The following is a 17,054-nucleotide window of genomic DNA, read 5'->3' on the forward strand; positions in this document are numbered from 1 at the left end:
ATGCGCTCATAGTTTGCTGGCAACCCATTTGTGGGATGTGGCAAACACCGTGACCCATCAACATCTAGGCTGGTGCTCGTGCGAGGAATCGGGGCGCGCGGCGATACCCGAACCCGGGTGCGGGCGGCATCGGCGTTGGCGACGGCGAAGGTTATGGCCAGGACAACGGGGGCGTTCTACGTTCTCGGCGGTGTCCTCGGCCTGATGATCACTGCGGTGGCACCGGGTGACGACGGCAATCGCACCGTCGTCGGTGTCGCGGCGGCCATCTCCGTGCTGTTGGGTCTCACGCTGCTGCTGTGGGGTCCGCGGATGCCGCACGCCCTCCACCACGCCTACCTGGCCACCGCGACCGTTCTCGTCGCGATCGCGGTCTTCGACTTCCCGAACCTGGTCGGCGGCATCACCCTTGCCTCGTTCTTCGTGTTCGTCGCCTGCGACGCCGCGCTGTTCTTCGCCTGGTCGCAGGCCGCCGCGCACATCGGTTTCGCGATGGTGCTGTGTCTGCTGGTGTTGCCCGCGCGCGGGTTGCCGTGGTGGTCCGGGCTGATCCCCGCCGGTGTCACCTTCGGCGCGGGCGTGTGCGTCGGCGTGCTCACCAGGATGGCCGCCGAAGCCGATATCGACGTGCTCACCGGCCTGCTCAACCGTCGCGGTTTCGAGAAACAGCTCAACCCCGCCATCGACGCGGCCAGTCGCGGCGGGCAGGGCATGGCCCTTGTCCTGGTCGACCTCGACCGCTTCCAGAAGATCAACGACCACCTCGGCCACCGCGCAGGCGACGCCGTGCTGCAACGCGTCGCCGACACCTGGCTGGACCTGCTGGCCCCCGGCCAAGTGCTGGCCCGCTTCGGCGGCGACGTGTTCGCGCTGCTGTTGCCCGGCACCACCGAACAGGCCGCGATCCTGCTCACCGAGCAATTACGCGCCGCGGTGACCATGGGATGTTCGGCCGGTGTCACCTCCTGGCAGCCCGGCGAATCCGGTTCGCTGCTGATCAGCCGCGCCGACGTGGGCCTGTACCGGGCCAAGCAGGCGGGCCGCAACCGCACCGTCCTGGAATCCTCGCGTCAGCTGCCCCTTGCGGTGGAACTGCGCGAGGCCATCGACACCGGGGCGTTGGACGTGCACTACCAGCCGATCGTCAGCCTCACCGAGGACGGCGGCCAGGCGGTCGGTGTCGAAGCGCTGCTGCGCTGGTCGTCCAGCGCGCAACCCGAGGTCACCACCGAGGGCCTGATCCGCGTCGCCGAGGAATACGACCTCATCTCCGACCTGGACGAACTGGTCCTGCGCCGCGCCTGCGCCGACGCCGCCCGCCTGCAGGAAAGCTTCGCCTCGCTGAACCTCACGCTCAACGTCAACGTGTCCGGCCTGGAACTGGCCGAAACCGAATACGCCGAACGCGTCGCCACCATCCTGTCCGACACCGGCTGGCCCGCCGACCAACTCGTCCTCGAGGTCACCGAGTCCGAACTGGCCGCCGAATCCCAGACCGCCATCACCAACTTGCACACCTTGCGCGACCGCGGCGTGCGCATCGCCATCGACGACTTCGGCACCGGCTACTCCTCCCTGAGCCGCCTGGCCACCATCCCCAGCGACATCCTCAAGGTCGACCAGTCCTTCGTCGCCGCCATCCGCTCCGATTCCCCCGCCCCACCCCTGCTCGGCGTCATCGCCGCCCTCAGCAAATCCCTCGACCTGCAGGTCATCGCCGAAGGCGTAGAAACCGAATACCAAGCCGCAGTCCTCACCGAACTGGGCTTCGCTCTCGCCCAGGGCTACCACTACAGCGACTCCCACCCCGTAGCCGACCTCATCAACGACCTCAACGAAGGCCGAGCCCTCCCCCCCACCGACGAGGACGATTCCCTGGCCGCCAACGGCTGGATCCCCCTCGTTTAATCGCTTGACCTGCCAGGTTTCGGCGCGAACGATAGAGCTCATGCGAATGCTCATCTACGGCTGTTGATCTTCTCGGTTTCGGGGGGCGGTGGACTGGTTGAGGCGTGAGCCGGTTCGCGATCTCGCTGTGCGTGCGGTGCTGTTCAAGGGCACGCGTGACCTGTTGCCGATTTACGCGCTGTACGGCGTGCTGTTCGCCGACCATGGGCTGAGTACGGCGCAGATTTCGTTGTTGCTGGCGATCTGGTCGGTGACCGCGTTCGTGCTCGAGGTGCCTTCGGGGGCGTGGGCCGACACGGTGTCGCGTCGTGGGCTGCTCATCCTCAGTTGTGTGTTGCAGGCTTCGTGCTTCGCGATCTGGATGGTGGCACCGTCGTTTCTCGGCTTCGCGGTGGGATTCATGATCTGGGGCGTCGCCGGGTCGCTGGAATCGGGCACTTTCGAAGCGCTGATCTACGACGATCTTGTCGCCCGCGACAAACCGTCGGCCTACGCGTCGATCATGGGGTGGGCGCGTGGTGCGCAGGAATTCACCGTACTGATCGCAATCCTCTCTGCCGCACCACTTTTCGCCCTCGGTGGATACGCCCTGGTCGGCTGGGTCAGTGTGGGCGTCGGCGTCCTACACACCCTCACCGCCCTGGCCCTACCGAGCGCGCCGGTCGCCATTTCCGCCACCGCCGTCGACGACCTGGACGACGACCCCGCCCCCGAACCGGTCGGCCCCCACGTCAAATCGATCTCACCCCAGTCCCGCTACCTCTCCATGCTCAAAACCGGTGTCTCCGAAGCACTCCACGTCCGCCGAGTCCGCAGAGGCGTCCTCCTCGGCGCCCTCCTCTACGGCGTCACCGCCTTCGACGAATACTTCGGCCTCCTGGCAGTCTCCGGCGGCGCCTCCACCAGCACCTCGGCCCTACTCGTCGGCGTCACCGTCGCAGGCTCCCTGATCGGTTCACTACTGGCGGGCCACACAGAATCCCTCTCCTCCCGCACAATCGCGGCAGCCCTGTTCCTAGCCGGAATCCTGTTCATCGCAGGATCATTGACCGTAGGCGCAACCGCAGGTCCGGCATGGATCTGGATCGGATTCATCGGCATAGGCATCGCCTACGGCATAGATTTCAACGCCGAAGTAGTAGCAGGCGCCCGCCTCCAAGCCGCCATCGAAGGCCCGGCCCGAGCCACCGTCACCTCGATCTCCGGCCTACTCTCCGAAATCGTCGCCCTGGCGGTATTCGCGTTCGTAGCCATTGCCACTCAACACCTTTCGATGTCCACCACCATCGCCCTACTCGGCACAGTCCTCCTAGCCTCCGCCCTCCTGACCCCCACCTGGATGCCGCCGCGACACTCGGACTAGCGGGTCTGGTGTTAGGTTCTGGACGAACGACAGGTGAGCTGTACTCCTGCCGTGGCGAGCGTTATCGGGGGAGTGAGAAGTGATCAAGGCGCTGTCGGTAGATGACCCGAATATGGTGTCGCACTACCGAATTCTCGGTGTACTGGGTGCGGGCGGAATGGGCCGAGTACTGCTCGGCCACGGCCCCGACGGTCGTTTCGTAGCGATCAAACAGATCCACGCGCGCCTGCTCGACGACGGCGACTACCGTGCCCGCTTCCATCGCGAGGTAGCCATCTCGACCCGCGTCTCGGGTGCCTTCACCGCCGCCGTGGTCGATTTCGACACGTCCGGCGAAATCCCTTGGCTGGCTTCGGTATTCATAGCCGGTATGCCGCTGGACAGCGCGGTGCAGAAGTACGGCGTGCTCCCGGTCGCGAGCCTGCGAATCCTGGCCTCCGGACTGGCCTCGGCGCTGCACTCGATTCACACGACGGGCCTGATCCATCGAGACCTCAAGCCTGCCAACATCATTCTGGCCTCCGATGGCCCGCGAGTGATCGACTTCGGCATCGCTCAAGCCGTCGAATCGAATGAGATCCTCACCGAAGCGGGCAGCGTCCTTGGCTCCCCGGCCTACATGTCGCCCGAACAAGCCGCCGCCGAACCGGTCACCGCGGCCAGCGACATCTTCTCCCTCGGCTCACTGCTCTACATGGCGGCGACCGGCAAGAGCCCGTTCGCCGCGAGCTCGGCCCCCGTCGCCCTGTTCAACATCGTCCACACCGAACCCGACCTCACCCCGGTCCCCGAACAGCTGCGCGAACTCCTGGCAGGCTGCCTACGCAAAGACCCCCGCCACCGCCCGACCGCGTCCCAAATCCTGGACTACATAGGCGTTCTCGCCATGCAGCGTCCCTGGCCGGAGCCGATCCACCACGACATCAAAGAACAATCCGCAGCGCTACAAGCGTTGACGAACGACCCCGAACGCACCCAGATCATCCTCGACCCCACCCCACGGAATTCGCCCCCGCCGCCGAACCCACCCCCGAAACGTCGCCGTGGGCTATTCATCGGATCGGCACTGGCCGCAATCACCGTGATCATCGCCGCGACCGCGACGGCAATGTTGTTGCGCGGCAACGAGCCTGCCATCGCAACCACCACCGACCCAGCGGCAACTATGCCTACCCTGGCCCAATTGCGCGGAGTCGATACATGCGCATGGGCACGCCAGGCCGTCGGCCCGACACTGCCGGGGGCCATCGAGATGGGAGCGCGCCGCGAAACCGCGTCGTGGGACTGGACGCCGACGACGTCCTGGGGCTGCGATGTCGACTCGGGTGCCGACCGCATCAGCATCGAAATGGGCGTCACCCTGGCAGGATTCGCCTCGACCGGGCGCACTGTCGGTCAGCTCGACCTGCTCAGACGTGGCCGCGAGTGCGCCTTCGCCGTCGCCGGGGGCGGGCAGGCGTCATGGGGGATCAGCGTCGACGCGGGAACAGCCGTCGAATGCGCCCTCGCCGAGCACGTCGTCGAACGTCTCATCGCGTCCGTGTCATCGCTGGTCACGCAACCTGACGCGGCCCGATCGTTGTCCTCGGTCGATCCCTGCGCGCTCGTCACAGACGACGAGGTCACGGCGGCAGGTTCGCAAGCACCGGGGGTGTCGTCAGCGCACGTCTGTCAGTGGGTTGGATCCCAGCGGATTCAGCTCGTCCTTGCCCAACCCACGGATGCGGATGCCTCGATCGCCGCATTCCGTCACGTCGATGTCGGTGGTGGCGCAACGGTTTACAGCAGCGATAGCCCAGTTATCGGCTCCCCTACCGAATCCGGCTGCCTCAGTAGGTACCGCTTCCGTCCTGTGGGGTCGAATTCGCATGAGACGGTCAGTGTCGAGGTGCGAGACAGCGAGATGAGGCCGGATCGATGCGTGGTCAGCGAGACAATCCTCGGGGCGTTGATCGCCAGACTTCCGCAGCGGTAGCGGTCCCGATCCCGAGATGCTAACTTTCGCAACGGGTTTGACATGACCAGCACAATGTTTGAAGACTGGTCTTAGGGGGAGAGATCGTGTGGTTCAGGCTGTCCCGTGCGGCGGGGCCGGCACTACTTCTGGTGGGGTTGCTCGTCGGGTGCGATAGCGCGCAGATCCAGCCGGATCACGGCAGCTACGCGACCGTCCGGCCGTCGGCGGACTATGACATCGGGCCGAGCCACGCACGCGGCATCCTGGTGGAGTCACTGCGATTGGGCGAGCGGATCAGCTTCGCCAGCAGCATCGACCCCGACCTCAACAGGACGCGTGGCGGTGGTGTCCTGGGCGATCACCGCGGGCTGGTGCCCAGTATGAACATTCTCGCCGCTGCCCAGAGTGCTGCGGCGGGCAAGTACGACATCCTCGGGGCGTTCGGTGTGAATGCCTACAACGGGCAGTCGGCAGAAAAGGACGAGAAGTCACTCGCGATCTCGATACTGGCCTTTCCGAGCGAGGACATCGCGCGAACGGCGGCGGCGGAGATGGCCCGCGCGGACTTCGAACAGGGTGCGGACAACGCCCCGATCATCGTGCCGGAATATCCAGGCGCACTGGCACATTGGCGACCATCGGTGCCGACGGTGGGCAGCTGGTTGACGTGGAAGAACCTGGTGATCCGTGTCTTCGCCAAGGTTCTCGAACCGCGGGCCGAGCTTTTGGCCGAAGTGCTGACCAAGACCTACCGTGCTCAGCTCGCCGACCTCGAAGGATTCACCCCGACTTCCGAGTCCGACTTGCCGAATCTGCGTGCCGACCCGGACCGATTGCTCACTCGAGTCGTCCAGACCGCCGGAGCCGAACTGAACGGCGATACGGGCGGCAGTACCTTCGCCGTGTATGGCCCGCGTGCCTTCTCGCTGTTGGCGGGGCGCCCGTCCGAATTTCTTGCGGACCTGCGCGCAGCCTCGGTGTCGCAGATGGCGGTGGCGAACAACCAGTTCCTGCGCCGGCACGCCAGCGCGGAGGCCGCAAAATCGGAGGCAGCGCGACTGCCGGGAACGTTCGACGACGATTACGTCGCGATGGCAGGCGTCGCCTCCCTTCCCGACGTCGCGTGCTGGGAGCGCAAGCAACCCGACAAGACCATCGTCGTCCCTAGCCGTTTCAGATGCCTTGTTCACCGTGGCATGGATTTGGTGATTCTGAACGGCTACCTCGAACTCGACATTCGGCAACGCGCGGCCGCGCAGTACGCGCTGCTCGCAGAGGACAGGTGATACGGCGATGCAACCACGTGATCGACGAGATCCCGACATGCTCGGCCGGTACCGAATCCTCGCGGTAATCGGCAGCGGCGGCATGGGCAGGGTGCTGCTCGGTCGGGCACCCGACGGCAGGCTCGTCGCGGTGAAGCAGATTCACGAGAATCTGACCACCAGTGCCGAGTTCCGGGCCAGGTTCGAACGGGAAGTCGTCGCTTCGGGTCGGGTCACCGGTGCCTATACCGCCGGTGTCGTCGGGCACGACATCAGCGCCGAAAAGCCTTGGCTGGCTTCGGAGTACATCGCCGGTCCATCGCTGTACGAGGTGGTCGCCGACTTCGGACGGTTGAGTCCCAGCGGCCTGAAACTGTTGACTATCGGGCTGGCGATGGCACTGCTCGAGATCCACCGCACCGGTCTGGTGCACCGCGACCTCAAACCGAGCAATGTGTTGCTCACCAACGAGGGACCGCGACTCATCGACTTCGGCATCGCGCGTGCCGTCGAAGGCGACGTCAGTTTGACCGCCACCGGCGCGGTGATCGGGTCCCCGGCATATATGTCGCCCGAGCAAGCCGAATGCCGTCCGCTGACCGCTGCCAGCGATGTGTTCTCGGCAGGGGCCGTTCTGGCGATGGCCGCCACCGGCGTGAGTCCGTTCGCCGCCGGTTCCACGCCGCAGACGCTCTACAACGTGCTCTACGTCGAACCGGATACCAGCGCGGTGCCGCAACCGTTCCGCGACATCGTCGACGCTTGTCTGGACAAGGACCCAGCACGGCGACCCACGCCGACGGAGCTGCTCGCCGCGGCGCAGCGGCTGGAAATGGAGCCGGTGTGGCCGGTGCGGATTCGTCGACGGGTCGCCGAGTACGAGCGCGACGCGGCCGCGTGGGCAGCGGGCACCGCCGTCGTAGCGCCGCCGCCGTCGCCGCCGCAGCCCGGTCGGCGTAGATACGGCATCCGGTCGTTGGTCGCCGTGGCGTTGGTTTCCGTCGCTGTGCTCGTCGGATCGGCGCTGGTCGGGGTCGGTATGCCGGGTAACGCGGTCGCGATGGTGGATCCGCCATTGGCGCTGAGCGACCGGGAGTCCATGCTCATCGACGTCTGCGCGCTGTTGGGTCCCGACGTCCTCGGTGAGCTCGGTACGTATCGGTCGGCACAGAAGGGAACTGGGACGACTGACTGCTCAGTGGGGATGATCGATCCCAACGGAAAGAAGTTGGCGCTGGATCTGTCGATCGGCAAGACCTTCGCGTCGGACAACGCACGGCCGAGAGGCAACACCATCGCGTGGCTGCCGGTGCAGGGTGAACGCGCCGAGGGTCCGCTGTGCGATCGTTTCGTGGAGACGCAGTCAGGCCTGCAAATGCCTGTGAATATGCAAGCGCAGGGCCTTACCGACAGCTGTCCGCTGGCTGAGCGCGCGCTGGCGTTGGTGATCCGCCGCTTGGCGGTCAACCCTCCGCTGCGGAAGGTCGCTGCGGGCTCGATTCACCTGGTGAACGCCTGCGAGGTGATGGATCGCTCGGTGAACCTCCGTACCGTCGGCGACCCGGCGAAAAAGTACCCGGCCGGTAGCAAGAGTTGCTGGGTCACCGGCAACCACGGCAGATTCACGCTGACGTTCAAAGAGCGCGAACGCGTCGACAACAAGCCGCCTTCCCCGTCGAGCAACTACAAGCCGGTCGATCTCGACGGCTGGCTCGGCATGGTCGACGACCGCGGCGCCAAGTGTGCGTACGAACTCACGATCAAACCCACCCGCGACGATGAGGCCGAAATGATCTTCGCCGAATTCGACCCCTACCAAATCAACGTCGACCGCAAAGTCGTCACCGACGGTTGCGAGCGGGTCCGAGCAGCGCTGGAACCCATTCTGGCGAAATTCGCGAAACCATGACGATTACCCCGCCCTCACCTGCCGATCCGACTCAGCTCGGCCGATTCCGAGTGCTCGGCCTACTCGATCCGCAGCCGAACTTCCGCGTCCTGCTGGCCGCCGCACCCGATGGCTCGTTGCGGGTGGTCGAGCAGGTGTTGCCTGGATTGCTCGAGCAAGACGACCTGCGGATCCGGTTTCGGCACGGCGCGGTGTCGGCGATGCGAGTCGGTGGTCCGGGTAACGCCGCAGTGCTCGACGTCGACGCAGACGATGAAATGCCTTGGTTGGCGCGCACATTCACAATCGGCATGCGTTTGGATCGAGCCGTCGCAGAGTTCGGTCCGCTTCCGGTCGAGGCTGTGCGAGCTCTGGCCTTCTTCGTTGCCCAGGCTCTGCAAGGGGTGCACGCGGCCGGGCTCGTTCATCAACGGGTGCGTCCCGACACCGTGTCGTTGACGCGCGACGGCATCGAACTGGTCGGCGTCGATGTCCTGGGTGACAGCGGCTCCGCACCGCCCGACTATCTGTCACCGGAACAGTCCGTTCGTTCCGAACTGACTTCTGCCGCAGATGTATTCGCACTCGGTTCGGTACTCGCCTTTGCCGCGGGCGCGGTCGCACCGTTCACCGCCCCATCGGTGCCCTACACGCTGTTCAACATCGCGCAACGGGAGCCAGACCTCGCCGCGGTCCCCGAACAGTTGCGCGAACTGATCGCCGCCTGCCTGCGCAAGGATCCTCGATCACGACCCTCACCCGCGCAGATCATCGCGTACGTCGGTGCGCAACGGCCGGAGTGGCCGAGTGCGGTCATCGAGGAGATCGACAGCACGGCCGGCACAGTCGCCGGGCTGCTCGATGCCGCCCAGGCACAAATCCACACCGAGGACACCGAGCCCGACGGCTCTCGGTTCGACTCGATGGTGCGAGCGTCGGCGGACTTCGCGCGTGACCGGTATGCGTGGACGAAGTCTCGGATCGATGCATCGTCGTCGCGAGCTCGTCGAGCGCTCGTGGTCTCGGCCGCGGTGTTGATGCTGGTCGTCACTTCGGGTTTGTACTGGCTGGTGCAAGAGGGCGACGGCTCGAAAGTTGCGCCACCCGTGGGAATTTCGCTGGCCGAGTTGCGACAGATCGATTCCTGCGCCTGGCTCAGGTCTGCGCTGGGTGACAGCGTCGCACTGAAGACCGGGCCGACGCCGATCGCATCGTGGCGTTTCGACGTCGAAAAACAGTGGGGTTGCTACGCCGATCAGGAGCAGTTGGTCAACGGGGACGGGATGCGGTTGGAGCTCGGGGTCGATCTTCGCGATGTCCCACCCAACCGCAAGGTCGTCGACGGTGTCACTGTGCTCGAAGGCGCGCAATACTGTGGCCGTGCGATCGCGAGCACCGATGACGACGGGCGATCCGGAATCCTCTTCGAGCTCGACAAGTCTTTCGCCGAGCAGCACGGGTGCGCGATCGCCGACCGGGTCATCGCCGATCTCGCTCGGACATTGCGTACCGCTCCGCGCTCGGCCGACGCCGCCATCTCGCTGGCAGCGGTCGACCCGTGTGGGCTCGTCGACCGCGCTGCCCTGTCCGCGGCGTTCAGCCGCCTCACCCCGCGGCCGACCACTCACGAATCCGTGCATCAGTGTCGTTGGTACGGCAGTAGGGTGTTGATAGTCGACTTCTCGCGAGAATTCGTCTTCTCGCGAGAAGCTGCCGAACCGGAAGGTTCGGTGGTCGTCGACGGCATAACACTGCGCGGCGCGAATCCGATGGTGGGGGCGACAGATGGGTGCTCGCGGACGTACCGGCACCGGGCGCTGGACGAAAAGCGATACGAAACGGTGAAACTGTCGGTCTCCGGACCCGACGTAGACAGGGCGGCAAATTGTCAGATCGCCGAATCGCTGCTGGTTCAGGTGGTCCGCCAACTGCCCAAGATCTGATGATCCGCTGCGCAGGGTAGGAATGAGAACCAACTAGCTCATCACAGCGAGAACATGGGTAACTCCCCAACCACCTCAGACTGCCGAGACGGATAGCGTGAGCCCGACTGCCAACGATCGAGGTTCCGGACGACCCGCTGAATACGCGGGGAGGCGGAAAAAGCTCGGGTTGGTGTTCGGGTTCTGTATCGGGGCTGGTGTCGCGGTGCAGGGGCGGATCAATGGGGCGTTGGGGGCGCGGTTGGGTGATGGGGTTGCGGCGGCGACTGTCAGTTTCGGTGCGGGGCTCATCGCGCTGCTGATCGCCTTCGCTTGCAGCTCAGCGTTGCGAGCCAGGATTACCGAGGTGCGGGTTGCGGTGTCACAGGGCTCCTTGCCTGCGTGGCAACTACTCGGCGGACTGTGCGGCGCGTTCTTCGTCGCAGCTCAAGGCCTCACCATCGCCGCGATCGGCGTCACCGCCTTCACCGTTGCGGTGGTCGCGGGCCAACTTCTCAGCAGCCTCGTTGTCGACCGCCTCGGCCTCGCCCCGAACGGCCGAACCCCGATCACCCCGTGGCGTCTCGGTGCCGCCGCCCTCGGCATCACCGGCGTCCTGCTTTCCGCCGCCGGCAGTTCCACCCCGACCACGGTCACCACCGGCGTCCCCGACATCCCCGCCCTGCTGATCGTCCTCCCGGCCCTCGCCGGCATCTTCCTGGCCTGGCAGCAAGCGGTCAACGGTCGAGTCGCCACCGTCGGCGGCCCCTTCACCGCCACCCTGATCAACTTCGTAGTCGGCCTGACCGCCCTGCTCCTGCTCGACCTCTACACCCTCTCCACCACCGGCCTCCCCGCGGAATTCCCCACCAACCCCTGGCTCTACACCGGCGGCCTGATCGGCGTAGCTTTCATCGCTCTGGCCGCCGTCACAGTCGGCATGATCGGCGTGCTGCTGCTCGGGCTCACCTCGGTGGCCGGCCAACTGGTCGCTGCCGCGCTGCTCGACGCTGCGGAAGGAAAGCTTTCGGCGACAGCAGTCTTGAGCTGTTTGATCGTATTGTGCGCTGTGGTGGTGGCCAGTTCTGCCCGTCGCTAGATTGCGCGGAGTTCGTCGCATAGGACTGCGCCATCGGCGGCGGACCATACTGTCGAACCGCAGAGCGACTGCGCGCTACGGTGGATTGACCCCCACGAAGGAGCAGCGATGGACCAGCTCGGAGTTGCGGTAATCGGATACGGACTGGCCGGGTCGGTGTTCCACGCACCGTTGATCGCGGCGGATCCGCGAATGCGGGTGGCCGCGGTGGTCACCTCGTCCGAGGAACGGGCCGCGCAGGCCAGGGCCGAACACCCCGGCGTGCGGGTCGTGTCCACCGCCGATGAGCTTTTCGCTGACCCAGCAGGCATCGACCTCGCCGTGATCGCCACCCCCAACCGCTCGCACGCCCCGTTGGCATTGCGGGCGCTGGCCGCCGGGTTACCGGTAGTGGTCGACAAGCCGTTCGCGGTAACCGCAGCCGACGCCGAGGAAGTGGTAGCCGCGGCCGAACAAGCAAACCTGCCCTTGAGCGTGTTCCAAAATCGCCGCTGGGACAACGACTTTCTCACCCTGCGCGACTTGATGGACCGAGGCGAACTAGGCGAGATCCGCCGCTTCGAATCCCGCTTCGAACGCTGGCGCCCGACCCCTAAAGGCAGTTGGCGCGAAGTAGGCGAAGCCGAAGACGGCGCAGGAATCCTGTTCGACCTGGGCAGCCACCTAGTAGACCAAGCCCTGACCCTGTTCGGCCCCGTCACCGAGATCTACGCCGAACTCGACCGCCGCCGCCCCGAAGTCAAAGCCGACGACGACGCCTTCCTAGCCCTCACCCACACCAACGGCACCCGATCCCACCTGTGGATGAGTGCCGTTGCGCCCCAACTAGGTCCACGCCTACGAGCACTCGGCTCCACCAACGCCTACACCATCTCCGGCCTCGACCCCCAGGAAGACGCCCTACGAGCAGGCCGCCGCCCGGACGACGGAAAACCCTGGGGCACAGTCACACCCGACAAGTGGGGCACCTTCGGCGCAGGCGAAAACCTCCGCCCCATCCCCACCCTCCCCGGCAACTACCCAGCCTTCTACGCGGGCATGGCAGCCACCCTCCTCGACGGCACACCGGTCCCCGTCAACCCCCTCGACGCCGTAGAAACCTTGCGAATCCTCGAGGAGGCTCGTCGCGTGGCGGGCTCCGCTTCCCGGTAAGGCACCCGCGACGATTGTGTAGTCATCGAGCGGCCTGCATCCGAACCATAATTAATGGGTCAATTAATTATGGTCGATGGGCCGGAGGTATGAACCACCATAATTTTCCGAATCGACGGCCGCCGGGCGTGGCGTGTCATGGTCGCGGCGAGGTCAGGCGATCGGCAGCGCGGACAGATCCAGGTGCGCCCCGACCGCCCCGTCGAGTGCTTCCATGCACAACTGCAACACGTCATCACCAGTAATCCGCTGGTGCAACAACCACTCGATGGAAACCTCCCGCACGAATGCGATCCATCCCGCCAGTGCGGCACCGGCCAGATCCCGGGTTCGCCCGGTTGCCCCGCAGGCGGCGAGAATCCGCTCGCAGATGGCGGCGAGATCCGCCGAAACAGGCCCGCGCACGGCGGGATCGGTGGAGATCGCGCTGCGGTTGGCGATGTACACCAGCGCCGCGTGTCGAGCGTAGAAGTCCAGGTGGGCTCGCAGCGAGTGCTCGACCAGTTCGCGCACCGGCCGCTCGCCGTCCATTCGCGCGGTTTCGAGCAGTTCATCGTGCGCGCGCTTCCAGATGGCGCCGAAGAAATCGCCCTTGGTCGGGAAGTAGTGATACATCAGCGCCCGCGACACACCGGCGCTCACCGCGACATCGTCGAGCGTCACCGTGTCGAACGCGGTCTCCTGGAACAACCGCACCCCGACATCCATCAGTTCGTTCCGGCGTTCTTCCGGAGACAGTCGACGACGTGGCGGCACGGTGCCGATCGTAAGCCTCTTGACCGGCGGGATCAGTCAGGCCTACCCTGAGAGCAGCTATTAGACTGCAGTTTAATAAGGGGTGGCATGATGCGGAAAGCATTGCAGATCTGGCTGGTCATTTTCGGTGCGGGCAGCACCTTGATCGCACTATCGCACCTGTTCTGGGGTACCGCGACCATCATCGGCGGCGGCGAAGTGAACGCCACGATCGATTCCGATCTGCGCTTCTACTCGGTGCTCTTCGCAGCGTACGGCCTGGCCTACATCTGGTGCGCGAAAGATGTTGAAACCAAGGCTGTTCCGATCAACCTGCTCGGCGCGATCTTCTTCGTCGGCGGCCTGGCCCGCTTCCTGTCCATCGCCGCCGTGGGCTTACCGCACGTGTTCTACATCGTGATGATCCCGGTCGAACTGATCGTCCCGGCGCTCAACTACTACTGGGCCGAGGCGGTGCGGAACGAACAACGGTCAGTCCAACCACAGCACGCGGAGTAGATGGACCTCCTGCCGATCCTCGGCGATGAGGTAGACGAGCTGTCCCGCGCCATGCATCCCGAACAGCAGGCGACGGACGGCGCCGTCGGGGTTCGCGCGATTCTGGGGTTCACCGGCCCACGGCTTGATTTCCAGCAGACTCAGCGCTTCGGCGTAGGGCAGCAGCGCGGGAACAGGCAACGCGGCGACCTGATCCAGCGTGATCGGGTCGGGGACGAGGAGGTACGCCTAGCCCTCCAGTCTTTGCCGGATCAGGGCGCGCATCTCCTCGATCGTTGCTGCTTGTGAGTTCATGCCGGTCTGCTGAATCTGTTCGGCCGTTGCCTGCAGGCGGAAGTAGGTGCCGGGTTCGACCATCTCGTCGTAGGCGATATGGCGCCAATGGTTCAGCAGGTTGCGGATCCCGTCGAGCTCCTTGGTGCGCTTCGCTTCGTCGAGCACCAACTCCCATTCGGCGTCGAAGACGGCGATGAGCGTGGGTGTGAGGCACGCGCGGATCTGCGCCGGGTCCGCCGCCGGCGGGACCGGATCAGGATGGGGGACAGCGGCGGGTGCGGCCATGCCTGACACGATAGTCCGTTCAGAGCTTGCGGGAGCGCAGCTCGTGGCCCTTCGATGTCTTGCAGCGTCCCGATTCCAGATCCCACTGCCACCCGTGCAGGTTGCACGTGAGGTTATTGCCTTCCACCACACCGAATTTGGAAAGATCGGCTTTGAGGTGGGGGCAGCGGCGTTGGACTTCCCAGCCGTCCAGTTCGGTGACGGCGGAGTCGTCGTGGGCCTCGGAGAACCAGCCGTCGGCGTAGGCGATGCGTTCGTCGGTGAGGCATTTGAAGAAGGTGTAGAGGAATTCGTTGTAGCCGCCGATGCGCCACGCCTGGAAGCGGGTGGACAGGAAGATCGTGTTGACCCAGTCGGGTTCGTTGTCGCGCAGGACGGTGCGGACCAGTTCGGGGGCGATGCGGAAGCCGTAGCGGTAGCGGCCTTCGCTTTCCAGCGGTGCGCGCACGGTGCGGTGCGGGAAGTCCAGGACGATGGTTTCGTCGCCGATGACCAGGCCGACGGGGTAGCCGATGCCGTCGCTGATCAGCGCGCTCTGCTTCATGATCGGCTCGAACAGTTCACGCAGCGGCTCGAGCAGCGAACCCTCGCCGGTCTCCCACGACGCCTTCTCCGCGGCCAGCACGGGCGCGAAACGCTGCGCCATTTCCTCGATGTAGGCGGCCTTGTCGCCGTAGATCTGCGCAGGGTCGAACGGGTGCGCGAGGTCGAGTTCCTTGCCACGCACATCGGCGACCGAGCCGGGGATCATCAAGATCCCGCCCTCGTTGCCGTGGATCTGCATCTGATCGAGGAACACCATCTGATCAGGGAAGATGTTGCCTTCGTCGCCGCGATCGTCGTTGAGGTAGCGCAGCTCGGCATCGAGGAACACCGGCGGACCGGCCGACGGAACCACCCAGGTCGCCCCGACCTGCTCGATGTAGGACCGCGCGCGATCCATCCCGCGCTGACGCTTCTGCTTGCCGAAATTGGCCTTGGTCCGCGCGGGAATGTCGTACACCGCCGGGTACCAGATCGCGCCCGAGTACTGCAGCAGGTGGATGTCGATGTCGCCGAACGCGTCGTGGATGACGTCCATGTCGACCGGGCGCGCGTCGTTCATGTTGAAACAGGTGGTCTCACCGTCGGAGATGAGAATCCCGGAGTCGCCGATCGGACCGTCGGCGGGCGCGCGCAACGCCACGATCATGAAGTCGAACGAACCCTGGGAATTGGTGATCGTGTGCTTGACCGAGTCCTCGGACTCGAAGAACTTCGTGAAGCCCAGCGCCTCGAGCTCACGGCGCAGATCCAGCACCGGGTAGTCGGGCAGCAGGACCGTGGCGTCCTTGTTCACGTACTTCGCCAGGTGCGCGGCGTCGAAGTGATCGCGGTGCAGGTGCGAGACGTAGAGGTAGTCGACGTCGCCGAGGGTCTCCCAGTCCAGCTGGGAGTTGTCCGGGAACGGGAACCACGACGCGAAGTACGCGGGGTTCACCCACGGATCGCACAGGATCGTCCCGGCCTCGGTTCGGATATGGAAGCCGGCATGTCCGACGCTGGTGATCTGCACGAGCTGTTTCCTCCTACCAGGATCTGATTCGCCGGATCAGTGGCGAGTGACCGCCTCAGTGCCCCCTGATCTGCTTGCGGCGTACCAGCCAACCAGGGTAGCGGCTAAATCGTTACGTCACCGATGCAATAGCCCTCAGCTGTCGTTGTCACCGTGAAAGTGCGGGCCCGCGTGCCGCCCGGCGAGGTGGTCACGGGGACGTGAACTGCCAGGTAGTCGCCACGAATCTGCTCGGATCGTAACTCGTCGCCGGCGAAGGAGGTGACATTGCCTACTTTGCCCGAGTTGCCTGTCAAGGGGGGTGCTACGGGGTTGCCGGTGCCGTCGGGATCCCAACTGGCGGGAGCGGCCTTGCAGGTCAGTGGATGGTCTGCTTCGATGTCGGCCGCGTCGAGGGGTTTGCCGGTGGCGCGGGCGAGGTAGCGGCGCACGGTGTGGCGGGCGTCGGCGTCGTCGTAAGCGGGCTCGACACCGGCTGCGAAGACTCGTCCGCAGGCATAGCCCGAGGCGATGGATTCGCGATCGACGGTGACGGTGGTTGTGCTGTTTCGCCAGGTCACGGCGTCGGCGGTGGCCGTGCCGGGTCCAGTGAGTGCCTTCAGCACCGTCTGTGGAGCGGCGTACATTTCCGCGACGGTGGCAGGCGGGATCGTCCAGCACTTTTCCTGGAGTTCTTCGATCGTGCCGGTCTGTAGATCGGCTGCCCAGCGGCGCACGGCGGTCACCGCGTCGGGATTGCCCGCGACGGCGCCGACCTGCGGTGCGTCGGCGGGTAACGACGGGGTTGCGGGGGGCGGTGCGACGGCCTGAGTCGCGGTCGAGCTGGTCGTCGCGGTAGTGCTGGTGGACGCCTCGACCGGATCGCCCGGAATGCCCGAAACCGAATCGCACCCGGTGACCAGGGCCGCGGCGACAGTCAGTCCCGCGACCAGCGCGTACGGGCGGGTCAGGGCGAGCTGGGCGCGTTCCACTGTTCCTCATTCCTAGGCCGTTGCACCCGCGTGCGAAACCGCGGGCGATGACTGTCGGGCGAGCGGACTCGCCGGGGGTACCGGTGTGCGCGAAGCGGATTCGGTCCGCGAGGCGACCGCCGCGATTCTACGGTGACACCGCCCATTTACGGCACCCTG

The 17,054-nt window shown here is 65.5% G+C and carries 14 protein-coding genes; 9 read left to right on the top strand and 5 right to left on the bottom strand.

Translation table 11 applies throughout. The features are described 5' to 3' along the window. Positions 1-78 precede the first annotated feature (78 nt). The 8 genes from ACFWU5_RS15050 to ACFWU5_RS15085 all read left to right on the top strand — a co-directional run bounded on the left by ACFWU5_RS15050 (position 79) and on the right by ACFWU5_RS15085 (position 12,554). Positions 79-1,908, top strand: coding sequence for a putative bifunctional diguanylate cyclase/phosphodiesterase (locus tag ACFWU5_RS15050; protein ID WP_379267555.1), 1,830 nt, complete (start codon positions 79-81; stop codon positions 1,906-1,908). An 88-nt stretch (positions 1,909-1,996) separates the two neighbouring features. Beyond that, positions 1,997-3,271 (top strand): MFS transporter, encoded by a 1,275-nt coding sequence (locus ACFWU5_RS15055; RefSeq protein ID WP_379267556.1) that lies wholly within the window; start codon positions 1,997-1,999, stop codon positions 3,269-3,271. A gap of 79 nt (positions 3,272-3,350) precedes the next feature. Beyond that, positions 3,351-5,246: a serine/threonine-protein kinase gene (locus ACFWU5_RS15060; RefSeq protein ID WP_379267557.1), complete on the top strand. Its 1,896-nt coding sequence runs from the start codon at positions 3,351-3,353 to the stop codon at positions 5,244-5,246. An 86-nt stretch (positions 5,247-5,332) separates the two neighbouring features. Then, entirely contained in the window at positions 5,333-6,514 is a 1,182-nt protein-coding gene (locus ACFWU5_RS15065; RefSeq protein ID WP_379267558.1) for a hypothetical protein, read from the top strand. Positions 6,515-6,521: 7 nt separating this feature from the next. Further along, positions 6,522-8,402, top strand: coding sequence for a serine/threonine-protein kinase (locus tag ACFWU5_RS15070; protein ID WP_379267559.1), 1,881 nt, complete (start codon positions 6,522-6,524; stop codon positions 8,400-8,402). Continuing rightward, positions 8,399-10,324, top strand: coding sequence for a hypothetical protein (locus ACFWU5_RS15075; protein ID WP_379267560.1), 1,926 nt, complete (start codon positions 8,399-8,401; stop codon positions 10,322-10,324). Before ACFWU5_RS15070 ends, ACFWU5_RS15075 begins: the two co-directional genes overlap by 4 nt. A gap of 172 nt (positions 10,325-10,496) precedes the next feature. Continuing rightward, positions 10,497-11,402: a DMT family transporter gene (locus ACFWU5_RS15080; protein WP_379267561.1), complete on the top strand. Its 906-nt coding sequence runs from the start codon at positions 10,497-10,499 to the stop codon at positions 11,400-11,402. A gap of 108 nt (positions 11,403-11,510) precedes the next feature. Continuing rightward, the gene (locus tag ACFWU5_RS15085; protein ID WP_379267562.1) at positions 11,511-12,554 is read left to right on the top strand and encodes a Gfo/Idh/MocA family oxidoreductase; all 1,044 of its coding nucleotides are present in this window, start codon (positions 11,511-11,513) and stop codon (positions 12,552-12,554) included. Positions 12,555-12,707: 153 nt separating this feature from the next. On the opposite strand, the gene ACFWU5_RS15090 is transcribed toward ACFWU5_RS15085, so the two are convergent. Further along, positions 12,708-13,310 (bottom strand): TetR/AcrR family transcriptional regulator, encoded by a 603-nt coding sequence (locus ACFWU5_RS15090; protein WP_379246130.1) that lies wholly within the window; start codon positions 13,308-13,310, stop codon positions 12,708-12,710. A gap of 90 nt (positions 13,311-13,400) precedes the next feature. Here ACFWU5_RS15090 and ACFWU5_RS15095 point away from each other — a divergent pair, with 90 nt between their 5' ends. Beyond that, positions 13,401-13,808: a DUF4345 domain-containing protein gene (locus ACFWU5_RS15095; RefSeq protein WP_379267563.1), complete on the top strand. Its 408-nt coding sequence runs from the start codon at positions 13,401-13,403 to the stop codon at positions 13,806-13,808. Here the strand turns inward: ACFWU5_RS15095 and ACFWU5_RS15100 are convergent. The 4 genes from ACFWU5_RS15100 to ACFWU5_RS15115 form a co-directional block, all read right to left on the bottom strand. Further along, the gene (locus ACFWU5_RS15100) at positions 13,782-13,988 is read right to left on the bottom strand and encodes a hypothetical protein (RefSeq protein ID WP_379267564.1); all 207 of its coding nucleotides are present in this window, start codon (positions 13,986-13,988) and stop codon (positions 13,782-13,784) included. The genes ACFWU5_RS15095 and ACFWU5_RS15100 overlap by 27 nt on opposite strands. Before the next feature lie 48 nt (positions 13,989-14,036). Continuing rightward, complete coding sequence (locus ACFWU5_RS15105; protein ID WP_379267565.1) at positions 14,037-14,369, bottom strand: DUF6247 family protein; 333 nt, start codon at positions 14,367-14,369, stop codon at positions 14,037-14,039. Between the two features lie 19 nt (positions 14,370-14,388). Next, a complete protein-coding gene (locus tag ACFWU5_RS15110) occupies positions 14,389-15,924 on the bottom strand; it encodes a Rieske 2Fe-2S domain-containing protein (RefSeq protein WP_379267566.1) in 1,536 nt (511 codons plus the stop codon). A 104-nt stretch (positions 15,925-16,028) separates the two neighbouring features. After that, positions 16,029-16,895 (bottom strand): hypothetical protein, encoded by an 867-nt coding sequence (locus ACFWU5_RS15115; protein WP_379267567.1) that lies wholly within the window; start codon positions 16,893-16,895, stop codon positions 16,029-16,031. Between the last annotated feature and the right edge of the window lie 159 nt (positions 16,896-17,054).

Source organism: Nocardia sp. NPDC058640 (assembly GCF_042716995.1).
Lineage (GTDB): Bacteria > Actinomycetota > Actinomycetes > Mycobacteriales > Mycobacteriaceae > Nocardia.

Bases quoted from the DNA above. Each gene is read 5' to 3' on its own strand.
- ACFWU5_RS15070 (WP_379267559.1), top strand. From the start codon at position 6,522: ATGCAACCACGTGATCGACGAGATCCCGACATGCTCGGCCGGTACCGA.
- ACFWU5_RS15075 (WP_379267560.1), top strand. From the start codon at position 8,399: ATGACGATTACCCCGCCCTCACCTGCCGATCCGACTCAGCTCGGCCGA.
- ACFWU5_RS15085 (WP_379267562.1), top strand. From the start codon at position 11,511: ATGGACCAGCTCGGAGTTGCGGTAATCGGATACGGACTGGCCGGGTCG.
- ACFWU5_RS15095 (WP_379267563.1), top strand. From the start codon at position 13,401: ATGCGGAAAGCATTGCAGATCTGGCTGGTCATTTTCGGTGCGGGCAGC.
- ACFWU5_RS15105 (WP_379267565.1), bottom strand. From the start codon at position 14,369: ATGGCCGCACCCGCCGCTGTCCCCCATCCTGATCCGGTCCCGCCGGCG.